The organism is Arthrobacter sp. NPDC057013, from assembly GCF_042674585.1.
GTDB lineage: Bacteria > Actinomycetota > Actinomycetes > Actinomycetales > Micrococcaceae > Arthrobacter.
Genome location: NZ_JBHUSE010000004.1, coordinates 224,387 through 242,441 on the forward strand (window position 1 = coordinate 224,387; position 18,055 = coordinate 242,441).

Here is an 18,055-nt window from a genome sequence, read left to right on the forward strand (position 1 = left end):
AAAAGGAACCAAACACATGTCAGAAGGCATTGCAGGCTCGGGCATCGAGCTTGGCATCACACTCTATTCACTCACCTCCGAGTTCGCCGCCGGGCTGTACACGCCCGAGACGCTGATCAAGGCCGTCGCCGACGAAGGCCTCGGCCCGGGCGTGGAGTTCAACATCGCCCAAATGCTGCGCACGTATCCCGACGTCGACAACGACTTCGTGAAACTGTGGCGCGACAGCATGGACCGCTACGGCCTCACTCCGAGTGCCGTGGGCACCAACCTGGACATGGGCCGCCGCAAGGAACGGGACATGACCCCGGACGAAGAGTACGACTTCTTCGCCCGGCAGCTGAAGACGGCGAATACCCTAGGCTTCCGCAGGATCGTCATCCGGTCCGCCGGCAAAGAACTGCTGCGCCGGCTGCTGCCCTTGGCCGAGAAGTACGACCAGAAGCTCGGCTATGAAATCCACGCCCCGCAGGGCCCCAACGACCCCAAGATCCTGCAGATCCGAGACATGTACGAGGAACTCGGCAGCGACCGGCTCGGCTTCACTGCGGACTTCAGCTCCACCATGCACAGCCTGTCACCCACGCTGTTCCGCACCCTGACCCAGATGGGCCTGCCGGAGGAGCACTTCGCGGTGATGCAGGACATCTGGCGCAAGCCGCTGCCCATGCAGGAACGCAACCAGGAGTTCGAGGACTACCTGCGGGAGAACAACTTCGACCCCGCCCGGCTGGGCCCGTTCACCCGGCTGGCGTTCAACATGCACGGACTGGTCGCCCCGGAGGAGTGGCTGGACATCATGCCGCAGATGTTCCACGTGCACGCCAAGTTCTACGACATCGACGGGAACGGCAACGAGCCCGCCATGGACATCCCCCGCATCGTTCGGCAGTTCGTTAAGGGCGGCTACCAGGGCTTCCTGTCCAGCGAATGGGAAGGCCACGCCTTCGCCGATCTGGGCGAGTCCGATCCCATCGACCTGGTGAAGAAACAGCACGCCCTGATGCGCAATGCCATCGAAGAAGCAGTCGTTCCCGCCTAAGGAGGCGCCAATGTCCGCAACAGAAGCCGCCGCCGTCGACACCTCCAACGACATCGAAAACCTGTTCAACCGCTACATGTACCTCCACAACGCCTCCGAGGACGAGCAGATCATTCCCCTCTGGGTGAAGCCCGGCACTCCCGGGATCCGGGCGCGCTACACCAACTCAGGCCAGTACACGGACTACGAGAGCGTCATCAGCTACCACCAGGGCCGGCCGCGCCCAGGGGGCAAGCTCATCCTGCACTACACCACCACTCCCGTGATTGAAGTGGCCGCGGGGGGCAGCACCGCCAAGGGGGGCTAGGATCTGGAAGTTCCGCTGCTACGAGCTCCTGCGGGCACCGTTCGAGGAGAACTGGATCAGCTTCGCGGAGAAGAACCAGCACGCCTTCGCGCTGGACCTCATGTATTTCGGCGACGTACAGCCCGAACACCCAGCAGACGCTCGACCCGCTGCCGCCCGTACCCCACGACACTTTCGTCGATACATTCAAGTAAGGAAAGCCCATGGCAACTCACAATTCCCTGTTCCAGGACACAGACGTCCGCAGGCACCCCGAGGGCATTGCCGTATCGGTACAGCTGCCCTGGTACCGCAGCCTTTGGCTGTCTGCCGTTGACGACGTGGCAGCTACCGTCAATGGCGTTGCGATTCCCAAGGACTCCCTCCGCTTCGAGCTGCAGGGCCAGTCCTACTCCATCGCGGAACTTCCGGAGCAGTGGGAGACGCTCTGGTTCGTGGCGGACAAGCCCGATGTGATCATCCCGCTGGACCGCGTCCCCGACGCCGGCGAGGAGATCGACGTCGAGGTCATCCTCACCCTCCGCCTGCTCTACATGCAGATCGCACCCATGCGGTACGTGGGCAACCGCGTCGCGGTAGAACGCACGGTAGTACTGGCATGACAACGCTGCGGGTGGCCATGATCGGCTACGGATTCATGGGGGCAGCCCACTCCCAGGGCTGGCGCACGGCCCCGAGGGTCTTCGACCTGACCGCCGAGCCCGAGATGGCGGTCGTCGTGGGGCGGAACGCCGAAGCCGTGGCCGAGGCCGCGGCAAAATGGGGCTGGGCCGAGTCAGTCACAGACTGGCGGGAAGTGATCAGCCGGGACGATATCGACGTCGTCGACATCGTCACCCCCGGCGACTCCCACGCCGAAATCGCGATCGCCGCGCTGGAGGCCGGGAAACACGTCCTCTGCGAAAAGCCGCTGGCCAACACGGTGGCGGAGGCTGAGGCCATGGCCGAAGCAGCCGAGCGGGCAGCCGCCCGGGGCGTGCGGGCCATGGTCGGTTTTACCTATCGCCGCGTTCCGGCCGTCACCTTCCTGCGCGACCTCATCGCCGAGGGGGCTGTGGGAACCGTCAACCACGTCCGGGCCTCTTACCGGCAGGACTGGCTGGTGGACCCGCAAATGCCGCTGGCCTGGCGCCTGCAAAAGGAGCACGCAGGTTCCGGGGCGCTGGGGGACATCGGAGCGCACGCCATCGACCTGGCCCAGTTTGTCACCGGGATGAACCTGGAGAAGGTGTCCGGCGTCATCGACACCATCGTGAAGGAGCGGCCCCTCCTGGACTCAGGTTCAGCTCTGTCCGGCACCGCCGGTGTTGGCAAGGGCCAGGTGACTGTGGACGACATCGCGATCTTCACCGGCCGCTTCGAATCCGGTGCGCTGGCCTCGTTCGAGGCCTCACGCTTTGCCACCGGCCGGAAGAACGCGCTGCAGATCGAGGTCTCGGGAGACAAAGGCGCCCTGGCCTTCGACCTTGAGGACCTCAACAGCGTCCAGCTCTACGACCGCACGGCACCGTCAGACCGGCAGGGCTTCCGGAAGATCCTGGTCACCGAGCCGGAGCACCCCTACGTCTCGGCATGGTGGCCCGCCGGCCACATGCTCGGTTATGAGCACGGGTTCTCCCACCAGGTCAAGGACCTGGTGGAGGGCATCGCGGGCGGCACGGACCCGCGTCCTTCGTTCGCTGACGGTCTGCAGGTGCAGCGGGTGCTCGACGCCGTGGAGCGCAGTTCCGAGAATGATTCCGCCTGGACACGCGTCGCCGCCGGCGTTCCTGTGCAGGCTGTTTAGGAGGGGAAAATGGCACGACCAATCACCTTGTTCACCGGCCAGTGGGCGGACCTGCCCTTCGAGGAGGTGGCCCGGCTCGCGGGGGAGTGGGGTTACGACGGGCTGGAGATCGCCTGCTGGGGCGACCACCTGGACCCGTGGCGCTGGGATGACGACGCTTATGTGCAGGGGAAGCTGGACATTCTTGAACGCCACGGCCTCAAGGTGTGGACCATCGCCAACCACCTCAAGGGCCAGGCCGTATGTGACGATCCCATCGACGAACGTCACCGCGGCATCCTGCCGGACGTCGTCTGGGGCGACGGCGACCCCGAGGGCGTCCGCCGCCGCGCCGCCGAGGAGCTAAAAAACACGGCGCGGCTCGCCGCGAAGCTCGGCGTGAAGACCGTGACCGGGTTTACGGGATCATCCATTTGGAAGTACGTGGCAATGTTCCCGCCGGCGTCCGAAAAGATGGTCGACGCCGGCTACCAGGACTTCGCCGACCGGTGGAACCCCATCCTGGACGTCTTCGACGAGGTCGGGGTCCGGTTCGCGCATGAAGTGCACCCGTCCGAGATCGCCTACGACTACTGGACCACGCACCGCGCCCTCGAAGCGATCGGACACCGTGAGGCGTTCGGCCTGAACTGGGACCCCAGCCACATGGTGTGGCAGGACATCGACCCGGTGGGCTTCCTCTGGGACTTCCAGGACCGGATTTACCACGTGCACTGCAAGGATACGAAGAAGCGCCTGGCCAACGGCCGCAGCGGGCGGCTTTCATCGCACTTGGCCTGGGCCGACCCGCGCCGCGGCTGGGACTTCATTTCCACCGGCCACGGCGATGTGCCCTGGGAGGACGCGTTCCGGATGCTGAACTCCATCCACTACCGCGGCCCCCTGTCGGTGGAGTGGGAGGACGCCGGCATGAACCGCCTGGACGGCGCCCCCGAGGCGCTGGCATTCGTGCGCAGGCTCGCCAGCTACGAACCCTCCGCCGCCGCTTTCGACGCAGCCTTCAGCACCAAGTAGCAGCACGGCATGCCAGGAACGGCCGGTCCTTGAAGGGCCGGCCGTTCCTTGCGTTGGTGGAAAACGGGGTCGAGCTGGTTCTGAAACCGCTCAGCCTCCCACGCGGGTTGCGGCCGGCTCAACCAACGCCGACCCGGCCAGCGCCAGATGCTTCCGCGTCATCTCCGCCGGGTCCTCCTTCAGCCACTCGTGGCCGCCCCACTCGCTGGTCAGGGTGCCGGTGAAACCGTGCCTTCCCAGCACGCCGCCGAGGTCACGCAGCGGCTGCGAAACCCGCCCGCCGTCATCGTCCAAATCCCAAAACTTCAGGTGGAACGCACCCACCAGCGGGAGGATACCCTGCAGGTCTGCGGCATCGCTGCGGCCAAACCTGATGAGCAAATTCATGAAGAGAGTGTGGATCCGGGGCGGAACGCCTCCGGATCGGAGCAGCGCGGTCACGGCGTCGAGGGTGGCCGGATCACGCCAGTCATTCTCCAGGCGCCGGAGGAGCTCCGGGTCCACGCCGCCGCGGCGCAGCTCGTCGAGGTAGGTCACGGGCAGTGCGGGCATCAGCATGCTGATGTCCGCGAGGACACGGACGTGCCCGTCGTCGAGACCGGCGATCTCATCCAGTGCCGGAGCCACGGCAGGATTGGCCGGGTTCTGCTGCCCCTGGATCTCCTCGTACAGCACCAGGTCCAGCTCGTGCAGCAGCGGCAGCAGCAGCCTGAGGAGTTCGCCGCCGGCCTGTCCGATGGGCAGACGGACCCCGCTGGCCCCCACCCGCTGCGCGGCGCGAAGTTGCGGGACCAGGAACGCCAGGCGCTCGTGCAGCGAGCGGCGCTCCGTCGGCGAGGTGAATTCGTCGAGGCTGGCACCCACGATGCTGATACGCCCGCCCTCCGCGGCCAGGGAACTGCGCAGAGCGTCCACCTCGGCATCCTCTGGCGCCGGGAAGGAACGCCATACGAGTCCCGGCTCCAGTTCTATCGTTCCCGCGGTATGGCGAGCTATGCCGGTGACGATCTCAGCGGCAGTCCGGCGGGCAGCGAGGATCTCAGGTGCCCAATTGAACGAGCTGGCACAGAAAGTCCAGCCGGAAGGAATATCGGGGGCCATACGTCACCTTCCCTATTATGCTTCTTAATGACAAACTTATGTCACTTTCAGGATAAAGGATGGGAGCCATGTTGGAAACCGCTTTGCGCGATGACGCGCTGGCCATTGCCTCTGAGGGATTCGAGCTTCGGGTCGGTTTGCCCTGGATCCGCTCCATGCCCCTTTCCAGCGTCAGCGCTGTGGCGGTGGAAATCGACGGCGTTCCCGTTGCGACGGATGACTTGACTGTGCTGTTGGGGAGCCGCGCCGTATCCGGGGCTGCACTCCAGGAAGAGCGGGGCTGGTGGTTCATCCAGGACCGGCTGGTTTTGGCCGGCGGACGCACCCTTCCCAGCGGCGTTCACGCCGTGTCCGTCAGCTTCCAGCTCTTGGTGCCCTACCTTCAGGCGCGTCCGGGCTCACCGCTGGTCCTGCCGTTCCATTTGGAGGCGCGGCTGGATACGCAGCGGACGCCGGAAGGGGCCGCCTCCCGCGACGTGGCCTGAGCCGCCGCCTACGCCGGAACGGTGGCCCGTTCCGGTGAGGGCCGGCCCTCGGCAAACCAGCGGGGGAAGGTGACATCGAACAGCTGCTCGCGGGCCAGTTCAGCCCCGCCGCGCAGCGGTTCCCGCTCGTCATTCACCGAGAGGGTGATGGTGAGGTCGCGGGTGGCCAGCGGCAGTGACAGTTCGTAGACGCGTTGGCGGACCTCCGCCAGGAAGACCTCGCCGGCGGACGCGATGGCCCCGCCGATGACGATGACGCCGGGGTTGAACATGTTCACGAGGGCTGAAATGGTCTCGCCTGCCACGCGGGCAGACTTCTGGATGAGTGTGATGGCCAGGGAATCACCACCCTGGGCGGCGAGTGTGATGTCTTCAAGGGTCAGGTCCCCCTTCTTTGCCTTGCCGGCGAGGGAGCTGTCGGTCCCTTCGCTGATGGCCTGTTCCGCATCGCGGACGAGGGCCCATCCGCCGGCCACAGCCTCCAGGCAACCGGTCTTGCCGCAGCGGCACTGGGCATCGGAATCCGAAACCCTGACGTGGCCGATGTCGCCGGCCGCACCGTTGGCGCCGCGGTGGATCCGGCCCGCGGACAACAGGCCTGCTCCGACGCCGGAGCCGATCTTGCAGTAAATCAGGTCCGCCAGGGCGTCCCGCCGCCGGGCACGTTCGCCCATGGCCAGCAGGTTGGAGTCGTTGTCCACCCAGACCGGGGCCTTGAAGCGTTCCTCGAAAGGAGTGCGGACGTCGTAGCCGTTCCAGCCCGGCATGATCGGAGGCGCCACGGGCTGGCCTGAAGCGAAGTCCACTGGCCCGGGGAGACCCACCACCACGCCCCATACGGGTACCTCGGGATGTCCCTTGAGTACTTCATCCACGAGGGACATCACGGCGCCGATAGTCCTTTCCGGGCCTTGGGCGATATCCCAGGCGCGGTGCATGTGGGCCAGGATGTCACCGTCGAGGGCGGCCACACCGACCCTGATATGGGCCGCTCCCAGGGCGCATATCAGGAGCCTGCCCTGTTCCGCCCGGAAACGCAGGGTGCGCGGCGCCCTGCCTCCGGATGACGCTCCAAACTCGCCGTCGCCAAGGAAGCCGATCGAAATTGCCTGGTCCACGCGCTGGCTGACGACGCCCCGGCCCAGGCCTGTCACTTTGCCGATTTCAGGCCGCGTGGTGGCCTCGCCCGTCCGCACCAGATTTACGATCCGCAGGAGGCTCGTCACTTCGTCCGTCTGCGCCCCGAAGCGGAGCGTGGAGTCTGTCGTCATGACAGCAATTCTTTCACATCCAACCCCACTAACGTCTGATTTGGAGGAGGCTATGGCTAGAACTTGCTTAACTTAAGCATAATAACGACATAAGAAGGGAGGCGACGATGCCTTGGAACGTAGGAATACTCGGAGCCGGGCCGGGCGTCGCGGCGCTGCATCTGCCGGTCCTCGGGGGACTGGCAGCCCAGTTCGATGTCGCCCACATTGCCGACGCCGGAAGCGGACGAGCGCGGGAACTGGCCCGGCGGCTTGATGCCCGCTGCTCGGCGGGCGAGAAGGACCTGTTGGCAGACCCGGACGTCGACGTTGTCGCTGTCTGCAGCCCACCCGGTGAACATGCGCGCCAGATCCTCGCGGCCGTGGCCGCGGGGAAGCGCGCCATCTTCTGCGAAAAGCCGCTGGCCACCAGCAGGGAGGATGCGGATGCCGTCATCGCAGCCTGCAGGGCCGCCGGAACCATCCTCCTGGTAGGAACCAACCACCTGTTCGACCCGGCATGGGGCCGTGCCAGAAACCATCTGGCCGCCCATGAAGGGCGGGTGCAGGCAGTCTCCCTGACTCTCGCACTGCCCCCGAACGCCAGATACCACCGGCTGGTCGCGGAAGGCGAACCAATCCAGGCTGCCCGCCGCGGAGAGCTTCCCGACCTGAACGATCCTTCGGTGGCATCCGATGTCCTCCGGCAGTTGCTGACGGGCCTTGCCATCCATGACCTTCCCGCTGTGCGGGGCATCGCCCCGGGCATTGATGAGGTGGTCTACGCCAGTATGGTGCCGCCCATTGGGTACCTCGTGGGCTACCGGCCCGGCGCGGTCCTGGTCCAGCTGGCCCTCACGATGCTCCCGCAGGGGCCGGATACCCTCTGGCGGATGAGTATCGCCACCTCCCATGACCGCGTCGAGGTCGACTTCCCGCCGGCGTTCGTCCACGCGGGAAGTGCCGCCACCAGGATCAGGAGCGTTGACGGCGAATGGACTGAGTGCCGGCGGGATCCGGAGGACGGGTATGTGGCGGAGTGGCGCCTGTTCGGGTCGCTTCTCGAGGGTGCCGCCCGGGTGGAGTATGACGATCTGCTGGCAGAGGCGCATCATGCGATCGGCCTTGCCGACGCTGCCGCCGCCAAAGTGCTCGAAGGGGTGCAGGCGTGAGTTCAACTACTGCAAGGCGTGGGGTCTTCACGGCGTTGCCCTCCTATGTTGCCGCTGTTGCCGAGCTGCCTGTGAGCGCGGAGCTGACAGACGCCATCCGGGGTGCGGTGGTGGTGATGCCGGGCTCGAGGAACTGGTGGCAGGGGCTGCTGGAGGCGCGGGAGGCGGGAGCGGCGGCAGTGGTGGTAGCGGATCCGGACGTCCTGCCGCGGGAAGTCCTTGGCTCCGGCGAGTGGCCGGGTGGCATTCCTGTGATCATTGAACGCCCGCGCCTGCGCCCGGACGTCGTCGCCGACGCCGTCCGGGCACGAAACGGGAGCCCGGCCGCAGTCGTCACCGTGGAGTGCACCGCCGCCCCTTCCGGACTGGGTGCCGTGGTCTGTGACGGTCTAGGCTGGGCCCGTTCCCTGAGCCCCGGGCCGTTGACCCTCCGGGCAGGCTCGGCAGTGGGCCGGGCCAGGATGGTGCTCCTTGACGCCCCGGCCCCGGGAGGGGCACTTCCTGTCAGTCTCCTTGCGACGGAGTCCGGCCTTCATCCGGGCGGATTGCTGCAGCTGCTGGCCCTTGGTGAGGTACGGAGCGAAGTGACCGTGGACCAGGCGGCGTTGCTGACTCGCGTGGAGACGTCCCGCGCAGACGGGACACTGCGGGCCCCGGCGCGCTATGAATCGTCTGCCCGGCTGGCCTGCGGCGCGCACTCCAGGCGTGCTCGTCCGGCGAACCGGTCACGGACCTGGATGGCATGCTCGGAGACCTGACCCTCACGGCGGCGTTGATGGAATCAACCCTTCTTCACGTCGAATAAGAGCAATCTTTTGTTGCTTTCAGACTAAAGTGGGGTAGTATGTGTAGTGGCGCCGGGGTTCCATCCGGACCCGTTCTCCGCCGTGAAGGGTGCGGCGGAGGCACAACACGTCGCGCCGACGGCCCGATCGATCGGGTAGATCACCATGCCACTTTCGCCTTTGAGGCTCCGCCTCCTTGTAATATCCCTGCTGACGGTCTCATTCCTGGGAGCCCTGGACCACACTGTCGTTTCCACCTCCCTCGCCACTGTTGCCGGCGAACTCGGCGCGCTGCAGCTGATGAGCTGGGTTGTTGTGGGGTACACCCTCGCCAGCACGGTGCTGCTGCCGGTACTCGGCAAGCTGGGGGATGTGCTGGGAGCGCGCCGGATCTTCCTCGGTTCCCTGGCGGTGTTCCTGGCCGCTTCCCTCGCCTGCGGTTTCGCCCAGAACATCACGTGGCTGATCGCAGCCCGCGTCCTCCAGGGCATGAGCTCCGCGGGCCTGCAGCTGATGTCCCAGACGATCATCGCGCGGGTCACCACCCAGCGGGAACGGCCCCGCTACATGGCCATCATCGGCGCGGCCTTCCCGATTGCCATCCTGATAGGCCCGGTGCTGGGCGGGGCCATCACCGATAACTGGGGCTGGCAATGGGTCTTCTGGATCAACATACCTGTGGGTGCGGCTGCCCTTGGCCTCGCACTAACCGCTGTTCCGCATCTGGAACGGGGTCCCGCCCCGAGGCACTTCGACGTTGCCGGTGCGGCGGTCTTCACTATGTCCCTGGTGGCTCTGGTACTGGCTGTCACGTGGGCCGCCGAACGGACCGCCGGCCCTGCCGCCGCAGCCGCGTTCGCTGTCAGCGCCGCCGGTTTCGTGTTCTTCTTCGTCATCGAGCGGCGCGCTCCCGAGCCCATCGTGCCGCTCGACTTCTTCGCCAACCGCACGATCGCGGCGGGCGCCGCGCTCTCGGCGATCATCGGCGTCGGACTCTTCTCCATCACCGCCTACCTGCCCACGTACTTCCAGATGGCGTACCAGACCACCGCCACAGTGTCCGGCCTGGTGCCCATCGCCACCGTATTCGGCATGCTGATCGGCAACCTGCTCACCGGATGGCTGGCCAGCCGGACGGGGCGGTACCGGATCTTCCCCATCATTGGCACCTCGCTTGGCGCAGCAGGGCTGTTTGTGATGGCACTGCTGCCTGCCGGACTTCCGCTTTGGGTGCCCATGATTGTCATGGGTACCGTCGGAATGGGTACCGGAGCGTTCATGAGCCTCATCGTCGCGGTGGTCCAGGGGGCGGCCCCGGCCAGCCAGACCGGCACCATCACCGCGACCATCAACCTGGTGCGGCAGGTAGGGTCAACCGTTGCGACCGCCGTCATCGGCGGCGCGATCGGCTTCGGCGTGGCCGCCATGTTGCCCGCCGGCCTGGACGCCTCCACCCTGACCCCGCACCTGGTCCACGGGGTTGCCCCGGAGGTCCAGACCCAGGTCGCGCAGATCTACAGCTCCGTTTTCACCCCCGTCTTCATCGCCCTCGCCGCAGCCTACGCCGTGGGCATCATCGCAGCGGTCCTGCTCCCGCACGGCCGCCTCTCCGACGAACCTGTCCCTGCTCCGCTCACCACTTCCGAAACCCTCTCGGCCTGATTTCAAAGGAGACATCATGTCCCACCCCACCATCGCGATCGTCGGCAGCGGGCCAATCGGCTCTGCCTATGCCCGTGTGCTCCTGGAACGCGTCCCGAACGCACGGGTGGTGATGTTCGAGGCCGGGCCGCAGCTGAGCGGTGTTCCCGGCGAGAGCGTCCGGAACATCCCCGATCCGGCGGAAAAGGCACGCGCACGCGAGATGTCGCAGGGGCCACAGTCCGGCGCCTTCAGGGAATCGCTGGGCATCCCGGCGGGCACGGTCACCGAGGGCATGTTCACCGCCCGCCAGGGCACCCATCTGCTGGACTTCGGTGGCGCAGGCTCTGCCCACGCCCCGTCCTTCCCCGCGGCGGCTGCTGCCACTAATGTCGGCGGCCAGGGTGCCCACTGGACCTGTGCGACGCCGTCACCCGCCTTTAGCGAAAAGATCCCGTTCATGGCTGACGAGGAATGGGACGGGCTAGTCGAAGATGCCAAGCGGTTGCTGCACGTCCACAGCGCCGCCTTCGCCGATTCCAAGGTGGGGGAGGCCATCCGGTCCCTGCTGGACGAGGAGTTCGCGGCTGAACTGCCCGAAGGCTACGGCGTGGGCACCCTCCCGGTCGCCGGCGACCCGCAACCCGACGGGTCCGTGCGCTGGGCAGGGGCCGACGTCGTCCTTGGACCCCTCGTGGACAAGGACAGCCCGCTCTCGAAGCGGTTCGAACTCCGCGACCTCACGCTGGTGCGCCGCGTGGAACTGGACGGACACCGGACCACCGGGGTGACCGCCCAGGACCTTCGCACAGGGGAGGAATCCTTCGTGCCGGCTGACGTCGTAGTGGTGGCCGCCGATGCGTTCCGTTCCCCGCAGCTGCTGTGGGCCTCCGGGGTCCGGCCGCAGGCGCTTGGCCACTACCTCACCGAGCACCCGGTGGTCATCTCCACGGTCGCACTGGACCCGGACAAGATGAGTCGCTATGCCACCGAAGAGGACCTCGACGCCGAGCTCGCCCGCCGCGCCCAGAACCCGGCAGACCCGGTCGCCGCAGTGAACCGTATCCCATTCTCCGAGCCGGACCACCCATTCTCCGTCCAGGTCATGTATTCCGAGTCCACCCCGTTCCCCATGGAGCCGGGAACCCCTTACGCAGAGAACCGGTGGGGCTACGTCAACATGGGCTACGGCATGCGCAAGCACCCGCGCTTCGAGGACGCAGTGACCTTCGACGACAAGGAGCCGGACTACCGCGGCCTCCCGAACATGACCATAGAGTACGCGCTCACGGAGCGGGAAGAGAAGGAGATTGCCGAGGCCACGGACCGGCTGCGGCGCGCCGGCAAGGCCCTGGGAGTGTTCGTTGCCGAGCCGCGCCTGATGCCGAACGGTTCAAGCCTGCACTACCAGGGCACCATGCGCATGGGGGAGACCGACGACGGCACCTCCGTTGCTGATCCCTGGTCCCGGGTGTGGGGCTACAGCAACCTGCTCGTGGGCGGAAACGCGCTTATCCCAACCGCAACGGCGATGAACCCCACACTGATGAGCGTGGCCATCGCGGTGCGCGGCGCCCGCAAGGTTGCCGAAGGTCTGACCGGGCAGGGTGCCTGATCACGGAGGCGATCCGGAGCCGTGCCCGGCTAACCTGTGGGTATGAAGAACCTGGACCTCAACCTGCTGCCCCACCTGCAGGTGCTGCTGGAGTTGCGGAACATCACCCGGGCGGCGGAAAGGCTCCAGCTCAGCCAGCCTGCCACCAGCGCCGCCATGGCACGGCTCCGGCGCCACTTCGACGACGAACTCCTGGTCCGCAACGGCCGCACGTATGACCTCACGCCCTTTGCCCAGTCCCTGGTCCCGCTGGTTGATGAAGCGATGCTCCACATCCAGCGGGCCACGCGCGTGCGGTCCGGATTCGACCCCGCGACCAGCGAGCGGGAATTCGTGATCGCGGCATCGGACTACGCAGCGGCGCTGATTGTGGGTCCGCTGCGGGGGATCCTGCGCGAGGAGGCCCCCGGCGTTTCCGTGGATTTTGTCCCCACCGCCAAGACCGGCATCCAGGGCCAGATGGCCGACTATTCCAAGATCGACCTCCTCGTCGGGCCCACTGGCTACCATATGAAGGGAGCCAGCAAACAGCTCTTCCGCGACAGCTTCGTGGCCGTTGCCGACGCAGGAAACCCCCTGCTCCAGCAGCCCCGCTTAACCCTCGGGGACCTCGCCGGAATGCCGCACGCCGTCGGTTATTTCGGGGAGGGCATCAGCACCCCGGCGGACAAGCTGTTCGAATCGCGGGGCCTGCAGCGCCGGGTGGCTGCCGTGGTGGCCGGGTTCCTGTCCCTGCCGCTTCTGGTCGAGGGAACGGATCTCGTGGCGCTGGTCCCGGGGATGCTGGCCGCGCGGTCCCAGCGCGGCGCGGAGATCGCGGTGCTGGGCTTCGCCGAGGACGCCGAAGCGTCCCTGGTGGAGGCCATGTACTGGCATCCGTCCCAGACGGAGGACCCGGCCAGTGTTTGGCTGCGTTCGGTGGTTCAGCGCTCCTGCGCCCGGCTGCACGATCTCTTTCCCGTCACCTCCCGTCCGGTGACTATCAGTGCGGCGGATACCACGTAGAGCCAACCCGCCGTTCCGCTCCCTGCGGATCCCTGCGAAAGTCGAGAGAACACGCTTTCGGAAGGACTCCATATGCCTGTCTCCAGCCAGCGCCTGGCCGGCAAAACCGCCGTTATCACCGGAACGGCCAGCGGCCAGGGCAGGGCGGCCGCGCTTGCCTTCGCCGCAGCGGGAGCCTTCGTTGCAGGCTGCGACATGGACGACGACGGCGCCGCGGCCACGGTCACTGCTGTCACCGGGGCCGGGGGCCGGATGAGCAGCAGGCGGGTGGATCTTACGGATGAAGCGGCGGTAGCGGCCTGGGCCACGGATGTTGCGGCCGAGCATGGCCAGGTTCACATCCTCTACGCGAACGCAGCGGTCACGCGCTTCGCACCGGTGGCGCAGCTGACGTTTGCCGACTGGAAGTGGAACGTTGAACACGAGATGGACGTGGTATTCCTGCCGGTCAGGTACTTCTGGCCGCAGCTGGTCCGGGCAGACAACGCCGCCATAGTCCTGGTGGGATCCACGGCAGGCGTTACCGGTTCCATGACCAACGGCCGTCTGGCGCACACCGCCACCAAAGGTGCGATTGTGGCCATGACCAAACAACTTGCAGCGGAAGGGGCACCTCACGGACTGCGGGTCAATGCTGTCAGCCCCGGTATGATCCGCACTGCCGCCACTGAAGGGAACCTCCTCGCCGCCGACCACCCCATGCGGACCATCGCCGGCAGCATCCCGCTGGGCCGGATCGGCGCGCCGGAAGAGGTCGCCAAGTGCGCGCTGTTCCTGGCCTCCGACGAAGCGTCGTACGTCACCGGGGCCAACCTGATGGTCGACGGTGGCTGGTCTGCAGTGCTGCCGGGCTAGCGCAGGGCGTCTGAGACGGACTTGGCACCGCCGTGGGCTGACTGGCCGCCGTCCACCGGGATCTCGGCCCCTGTCACGAACGACGACAATGGACTGAGCAGGAAGAGTACGACGGCGGCCACCTCCTCCACGCTTCCGGTACGGCCGAGCGGGGTCTCTGCGAGGGTGGTCTGCCGGAACTCAGGTTTGGCGCTCGCCGTCATGGGTGTTTCGATGAAACCCGGGTGGACCGTGTTCACCCGTATCCCGTGTGGCCCGAGCTCCATGGCTGCGACCTGGGAGAGCCCGCGCAGCGCCCACTTACTGGCGGTGTAGGCCACCGGATAGTGTGCCGTCAGGCCGGCCACAGAGCCGACATTAACAACCGAAGTCCCGCTGCCCATCAACGGCGACAGTGATTGGATCCCCAACAGGCTGCCGGCCACGTTCACTTCGTAGACTTTCTGCAGGTCAGCCACGGAGACGTCCAGCAGCCGGCTGCGCTGGGTAATGCCGGCGTTGTTGACCAGCCCGTCCACCTGCCAGCCCTCGGACTGGATCCAGGCGGCAAGGTTGGACCAGCCGGAGGCGTCGCTCACGTCCAGTTGCCGGTACACCAGCGAGGCGGAAGAAGACGAAGCCAAGCCCGCCAACCCAGCCGGCGGCACCTCCGCCAGGTCGGTGGCGATGACGCGTGCTCCGGCCTCCGCCAGCAGGCGCGCCTCGGCCGCGCCCTGGCCCTGGCCTGCGCCGGTGATCACCACAGTCCGGTTGCCGAGCTGAAGGGAAACCATCCTAGATTCCGGATTCAACCGCGGTGGCAACCCTGTTGCGCGGACGCTGCCGGGCAGGGGTTCTGGTCACGGCCTCGCGTCGGGAGCCCACTGTGTTCTCGATGCTGCCGATACCTTCCACCGTCATGCGGACCACGTCGCCGGTTTTCAGCGGCGGGGGAGTCTGGGCGCCGTTCCGGCCCCAGAGCTCGGCGAGGCAGCCGCTGCCGCAGGTGCCGGAGCCCAGCACGTCGCCGGGACGCACCACCGAATCCTGCGAGGCGTAAGCGACCAGCTCGGCGAACGGCCAGCCCATGTTGGAGAGCAGGTCCTGGCCGATGGTTTCCCCGTTGACTTCCACGGACATGGAGATCGGCAGGAATCCCTCGGCGTCGTGCCGGTCCTCGAACTCATCCGCGGTGACAATCCATGGGCCCAGTGTGTTGGCGAAGTCCTTGCCTTTGCACGGCCCCAGGCTGACTTTCATCTCCCGGCGCTGCAGATCCCGCGCGGACCAGTCGTTGAGCACGGTGTAGCCGAAGATGTGCCGGTGGGCTTGGGCGGTGGTCAGGTTCCTGCCGTCGCTTCCGGAGACATGCCCGACGACGGCGGCGACTTCCGTCTCAAAGTCCAGGTCCGTACAGCCCGCGGGAATACCGATCACCTCGCCGGTGCCGGTCACCGTATGCGGGTTCGTGAAGTAGAAAGTGGGCGCCTCGTACCATTCGGGCACCACGCCGGCGACGCCGTCGATGCTCTTCCGTACCCCTTCGACGTGTTCCTCGAAGGCCACGAAGTCCCGGATGGTGGCGGGCACCAGTGGGGCGAGCAGCTTCACGTCGGCCAAGGGAACGGCCGGGCCGGAACCGATGGTCTGCCGGGCAAGGCTCAGCGTTTGTTCCAGTCCGGCGTCCAAAAGGGCTTGGACGCCCTGGCCTGCGGGCAGGGCGTAGCAGGTTCCGCCGTCAACGAAGCCGGACTGCGTCCCGCCGTCGTGGTTCCAGCGTGCAATCTTGACCATAAAAGACTCCTAAGCGGTGCGGGCGGCGTGAACTGACGCGGGTGTGATGCCCAGGCCCGCTGCGTTGCCGGCCAGCACCCGGGCCTCGTCTTCCGCGGGAAGCTTCGCCTCGACAACCTCGGCAACTGGCTGGTCCGAACCCATGTCGAACGGGTAATCAGAGCCAAGCAGTACCTGCTCCGGCCCCGCGGCGGCGACGAGCGCCCGCAGCTCAGCAGCGCTGTGGACGAGCGAGTCGAAGTACAGCTTCTTCAGGTAGGACGACGGAGGCTGGGCACAGCCGCGGGACTCGGGCCGGACGCGCCACGCGTGGTCGGAACGGCCCAGCCTGGTTGGAAGATAGCCGCCGCCGTGCGCTGCGAGCACCTTGAGGCCCGGGTGCCGGTCCAGGACGCCGCCAAAGATCAGGTGGGACAGTGCCACCGCGTTCTCGGCAGGCTGGGAGACCGTGTTGGCGAGGTAGAAGCGGTCCAGCCGCTCATCCAGCGAGCAGCCGAACGGGTGCAGGAACACCAGTGCGCCCAGCTCCTCGGCCCGCGCCCAGAACGGTTCCAGCCTGGAGTCGGACAGCTCCACGGTGCTGCGCCCAGGCCCCCCGGGGGTGGCGGCGAAGGAGCCGATCTCCACACCGAGCAGACCGCATCCCAGCACGGCGTGCTCCAGGGCTTCCACCATCAGGGCGGGATGCTGGAGCGGGACCAGGCCCAGGCCGTTGAGCCGCTCCGGCGCACGGTCCACGAAGTCCTGCACCGCCTGGTTGGCGGCTTTGGCCAGCCGCAGGGCCAGCTCTTGGGCTGCGAAGTAGTAGAAGTGCGACGGCGACGGCGAGACCAGCTGTACGTCCACCCCCTGGTCATCCATGTCCGCGAGCCGGCGGTCAAGATCCGTCAGCTGCGGCCAGCGCTCCTTGATCATCCTGCCCGAAGCCGCCATGGATTCCGGTCCGTTGCGCCGCACCTCCAGTTCCTGCTGGGCGCCGAAGCCCTCCGGATCGGCCTCCGCCACGAGCTGCTGCAGTGCCGGAAGCAGGATGTGGGCGTGGACGTCCACCGTGGGGGATTCAACGGACCCGGTGCTCATGCGGGTTCCTTCAGCATGACGGCGAGCGAGTGCATCAGTCCCGGCACGTCGGCAGCGCGGACGCCGTCGAGCATCCACTGGCCCAGCTGGACGGAGGCGGTGACTACTGCCTTGGCCCGGTCCAGGCGGCGGTCGGTGAATTCCTTGAACAGGGTTTCGGTGACGTCGTCTGCGTTGATCAGCAGCTCTGCAAGCACGGTAGCGTCCTCGAGGGCCATGGCAGCACCCTGGGCCACCGTGGGCGGGCAGCTGTGGGCGGCGTCGCCGATGATCACGGTGCGGCTGCGGTTCCACGGGCCGTCCACCAGATGGGTGGTGAACCATGTGTAGTTGATGCGGGCGCTCTGGTCCAGGTTTGCACGGATCTCCTTCCACGGTCCGCCGTAGGCCGCGGCGAGTTCACCCATGACGCGGGGACCGTCCTCGTGCTTGCGCTCCTGGGCCCTCTCCACCAGGTAGGCGTAGATGGTGTTCGGGCCGGTGGGGCAGTAGCCGGCGATGAAGCAGGGCCCGCCATACGTCAGGTCGGTGCGGACCACCTCCTCCGGCCGTTCCACGAAGGCGCGCCAGATGCCCATCCCGGTGGGCTGGGGCTCGGCGTCGATGCCGATGGCCTTGCGGACCGCGGAATGGAGTCCGTCGGCTCCGATCAGGAGGTCGTAGGTGGCCGTGCCGCCGTCGGCTGTGCCCACAGTGACTGACCCCCCGTCGTCCGTTATTCCGGTGACTGTCCTGCCATAGCTGATGCGCGCGCCGGCCTGCTCAGCCCGTTCCCGGAGGATGGCAGTGAGGTCAGGGCGGTACATGCCCATGGTGGCGGGGAGGTCGTCGCCGCCGGTGCGGATGTCCTCGAGGACCGCGACGACGGTGCTCGAGGGATCCGGGGCGCGCAGGCCCAGGGTGCTGAAACCGTAGCCCTTGGCCTCGATCTGGTCCCAGACGCCGAGCTGCTTAAGGATGCCCAGGGCATTGCCCTGAAGGGTGATGCCGGACCCGAGGGTCTGCGGGGCGTTCGCCTTTTCCAGGATTTCCACCTGGACTCCGGCGTCGGCCAGCAGGATGGCTGCGGCCAGCCCGGCGGCTCCCGCCCCAACGATTCCGACGTTCTGTACTGCTGCCATCGCTGACTCCTTTGTATTGACGG

General features: G+C 66.8%; 18 protein-coding genes. 12 read left to right on the forward strand and 6 right to left on the reverse strand.

The features are described 5' to 3' along the window. Positions 1-16: 16 nt before the first annotated feature. The 5 genes from ACFTSA_RS08275 to ACFTSA_RS08295 all read left to right on the forward strand — a co-directional run bounded on the left by ACFTSA_RS08275 (position 17) and on the right by ACFTSA_RS08295 (position 4,149). A complete protein-coding gene (locus ACFTSA_RS08275; RefSeq protein ID WP_377950790.1) occupies positions 17-1,042 on the forward strand; it encodes a sugar phosphate isomerase/epimerase family protein in 1,026 nt (341 codons plus the stop codon). Positions 1,043-1,052: 10 nt separating this feature from the next. After that, positions 1,053-1,349 carry a nuclear transport factor 2 family protein gene (locus tag ACFTSA_RS08280; RefSeq protein ID WP_377950791.1) on the forward strand — a complete coding sequence of 99 codons (297 nt, stop codon included), beginning with the start codon at positions 1,053-1,055 and terminating at the stop codon, positions 1,347-1,349. Between the two features lie 203 nt (positions 1,350-1,552). After that, positions 1,553-1,951, forward strand: coding sequence for a DUF6379 domain-containing protein (locus ACFTSA_RS08285; RefSeq protein WP_377950792.1), 399 nt, complete (start codon positions 1,553-1,555; stop codon positions 1,949-1,951). Continuing rightward, positions 1,948-3,135, forward strand: a complete 1,188-nt coding sequence (locus ACFTSA_RS08290; protein ID WP_377950793.1) for a Gfo/Idh/MocA family protein — start codon at positions 1,948-1,950, stop codon at positions 3,133-3,135. Before ACFTSA_RS08285 ends, ACFTSA_RS08290 begins: the two co-directional genes overlap by 4 nt. A gap of 9 nt (positions 3,136-3,144) precedes the next feature. Next, positions 3,145-4,149 carry a sugar phosphate isomerase/epimerase family protein gene (locus ACFTSA_RS08295; protein WP_377950794.1) on the forward strand — a complete coding sequence of 335 codons (1,005 nt, stop codon included), beginning with the start codon at positions 3,145-3,147 and terminating at the stop codon, positions 4,147-4,149. Positions 4,150-4,239: 90 nt separating this feature from the next. Here ACFTSA_RS08295 and ACFTSA_RS08300 read toward each other — a convergent pair whose 3' ends face one another. Next, complete coding sequence (locus ACFTSA_RS08300) at positions 4,240-5,250, reverse strand: restriction endonuclease subunit R (protein WP_377950795.1); 1,011 nt, start codon at positions 5,248-5,250, stop codon at positions 4,240-4,242. Positions 5,251-5,318: 68 nt separating this feature from the next. Here ACFTSA_RS08300 and ACFTSA_RS08305 point away from each other — a divergent pair, with 68 nt between their 5' ends. Further along, on the forward strand, positions 5,319-5,735 hold the full coding sequence (locus ACFTSA_RS08305) for a DUF6379 domain-containing protein (protein ID WP_377950796.1): 417 nt from the start codon (positions 5,319-5,321) through the stop codon (positions 5,733-5,735). 8 nt (positions 5,736-5,743) lie between these two features. Here the strand turns inward: ACFTSA_RS08305 and ACFTSA_RS08310 are convergent, their stop codons facing one another. Continuing rightward, complete coding sequence (locus ACFTSA_RS08310; protein WP_377950797.1) at positions 5,744-7,006, reverse strand: ROK family protein; 1,263 nt, start codon at positions 7,004-7,006, stop codon at positions 5,744-5,746. A 107-nt stretch (positions 7,007-7,113) separates the two neighbouring features. Between ACFTSA_RS08310 and ACFTSA_RS08315 the strand changes: the two genes are divergently transcribed. The 6 genes from ACFTSA_RS08315 to ACFTSA_RS08340 all read left to right on the forward strand — a co-directional run bounded on the left by ACFTSA_RS08315 (position 7,114) and on the right by ACFTSA_RS08340 (position 14,058). Next, positions 7,114-8,157, forward strand: coding sequence for a Gfo/Idh/MocA family protein (locus ACFTSA_RS08315; RefSeq protein ID WP_377950798.1), 1,044 nt, complete (start codon positions 7,114-7,116; stop codon positions 8,155-8,157). Continuing rightward, positions 8,154-8,915 (forward strand): hypothetical protein, encoded by a 762-nt coding sequence (locus ACFTSA_RS08320; RefSeq protein WP_377950799.1) that lies wholly within the window; start codon positions 8,154-8,156, stop codon positions 8,913-8,915. The genes ACFTSA_RS08315 and ACFTSA_RS08320 overlap by 4 nt, the downstream gene beginning before the upstream one ends. A 192-nt stretch (positions 8,916-9,107) precedes the next feature. Further along, a complete protein-coding gene (locus tag ACFTSA_RS08325) occupies positions 9,108-10,604 on the forward strand; it encodes an MFS transporter (protein ID WP_377950800.1) in 1,497 nt (498 codons plus the stop codon). Between the two features lie 16 nt (positions 10,605-10,620). Further along, positions 10,621-12,198, forward strand: coding sequence for a GMC oxidoreductase (locus tag ACFTSA_RS08330; RefSeq protein ID WP_377950801.1), 1,578 nt, complete (start codon positions 10,621-10,623; stop codon positions 12,196-12,198). Between the two features lie 42 nt (positions 12,199-12,240). Beyond that, the gene (locus tag ACFTSA_RS08335) at positions 12,241-13,203 is read left to right on the forward strand and encodes a LysR family transcriptional regulator (RefSeq protein ID WP_377950802.1); all 963 of its coding nucleotides are present in this window, start codon (positions 12,241-12,243) and stop codon (positions 13,201-13,203) included. Between the two features lie 72 nt (positions 13,204-13,275). After that, entirely contained in the window at positions 13,276-14,058 is a 783-nt protein-coding gene (locus tag ACFTSA_RS08340) for an SDR family NAD(P)-dependent oxidoreductase (protein ID WP_377950803.1), read from the forward strand. On the opposite strand, the gene ACFTSA_RS08345 is transcribed toward ACFTSA_RS08340, so the two are convergent. Genes ACFTSA_RS08345 through ACFTSA_RS08360 form a run of 4 tightly spaced genes read right to left on the reverse strand, consistent with a single transcriptional unit; the run spans position 14,055 to position 18,032 of the window. Beyond that, positions 14,055-14,831 carry an SDR family NAD(P)-dependent oxidoreductase gene (locus tag ACFTSA_RS08345; protein WP_377950804.1) on the reverse strand — a complete coding sequence of 259 codons (777 nt, stop codon included), beginning with the start codon at positions 14,829-14,831 and terminating at the stop codon, positions 14,055-14,057. The genes ACFTSA_RS08340 and ACFTSA_RS08345 overlap by 4 nt on opposite strands. A gap of 1 nt (position 14,832) precedes the next feature. Then, positions 14,833-15,831 (reverse strand): fumarylacetoacetate hydrolase family protein, encoded by a 999-nt coding sequence (locus tag ACFTSA_RS08350; protein WP_377950805.1) that lies wholly within the window; start codon positions 15,829-15,831, stop codon positions 14,833-14,835. A 9-nt stretch (positions 15,832-15,840) separates the two neighbouring features. Further along, complete coding sequence (locus tag ACFTSA_RS08355) at positions 15,841-16,911, reverse strand: amidohydrolase family protein (RefSeq protein ID WP_377950806.1); 1,071 nt, start codon at positions 16,909-16,911, stop codon at positions 15,841-15,843. Then, positions 16,908-18,032: an FAD-dependent monooxygenase gene (locus ACFTSA_RS08360; RefSeq protein WP_377950807.1), complete on the reverse strand. Its 1,125-nt coding sequence runs from the start codon at positions 18,030-18,032 to the stop codon at positions 16,908-16,910. Before ACFTSA_RS08360 ends, ACFTSA_RS08355 begins: the two co-directional genes overlap by 4 nt. Between the last annotated feature and the right edge of the window lie 23 nt (positions 18,033-18,055).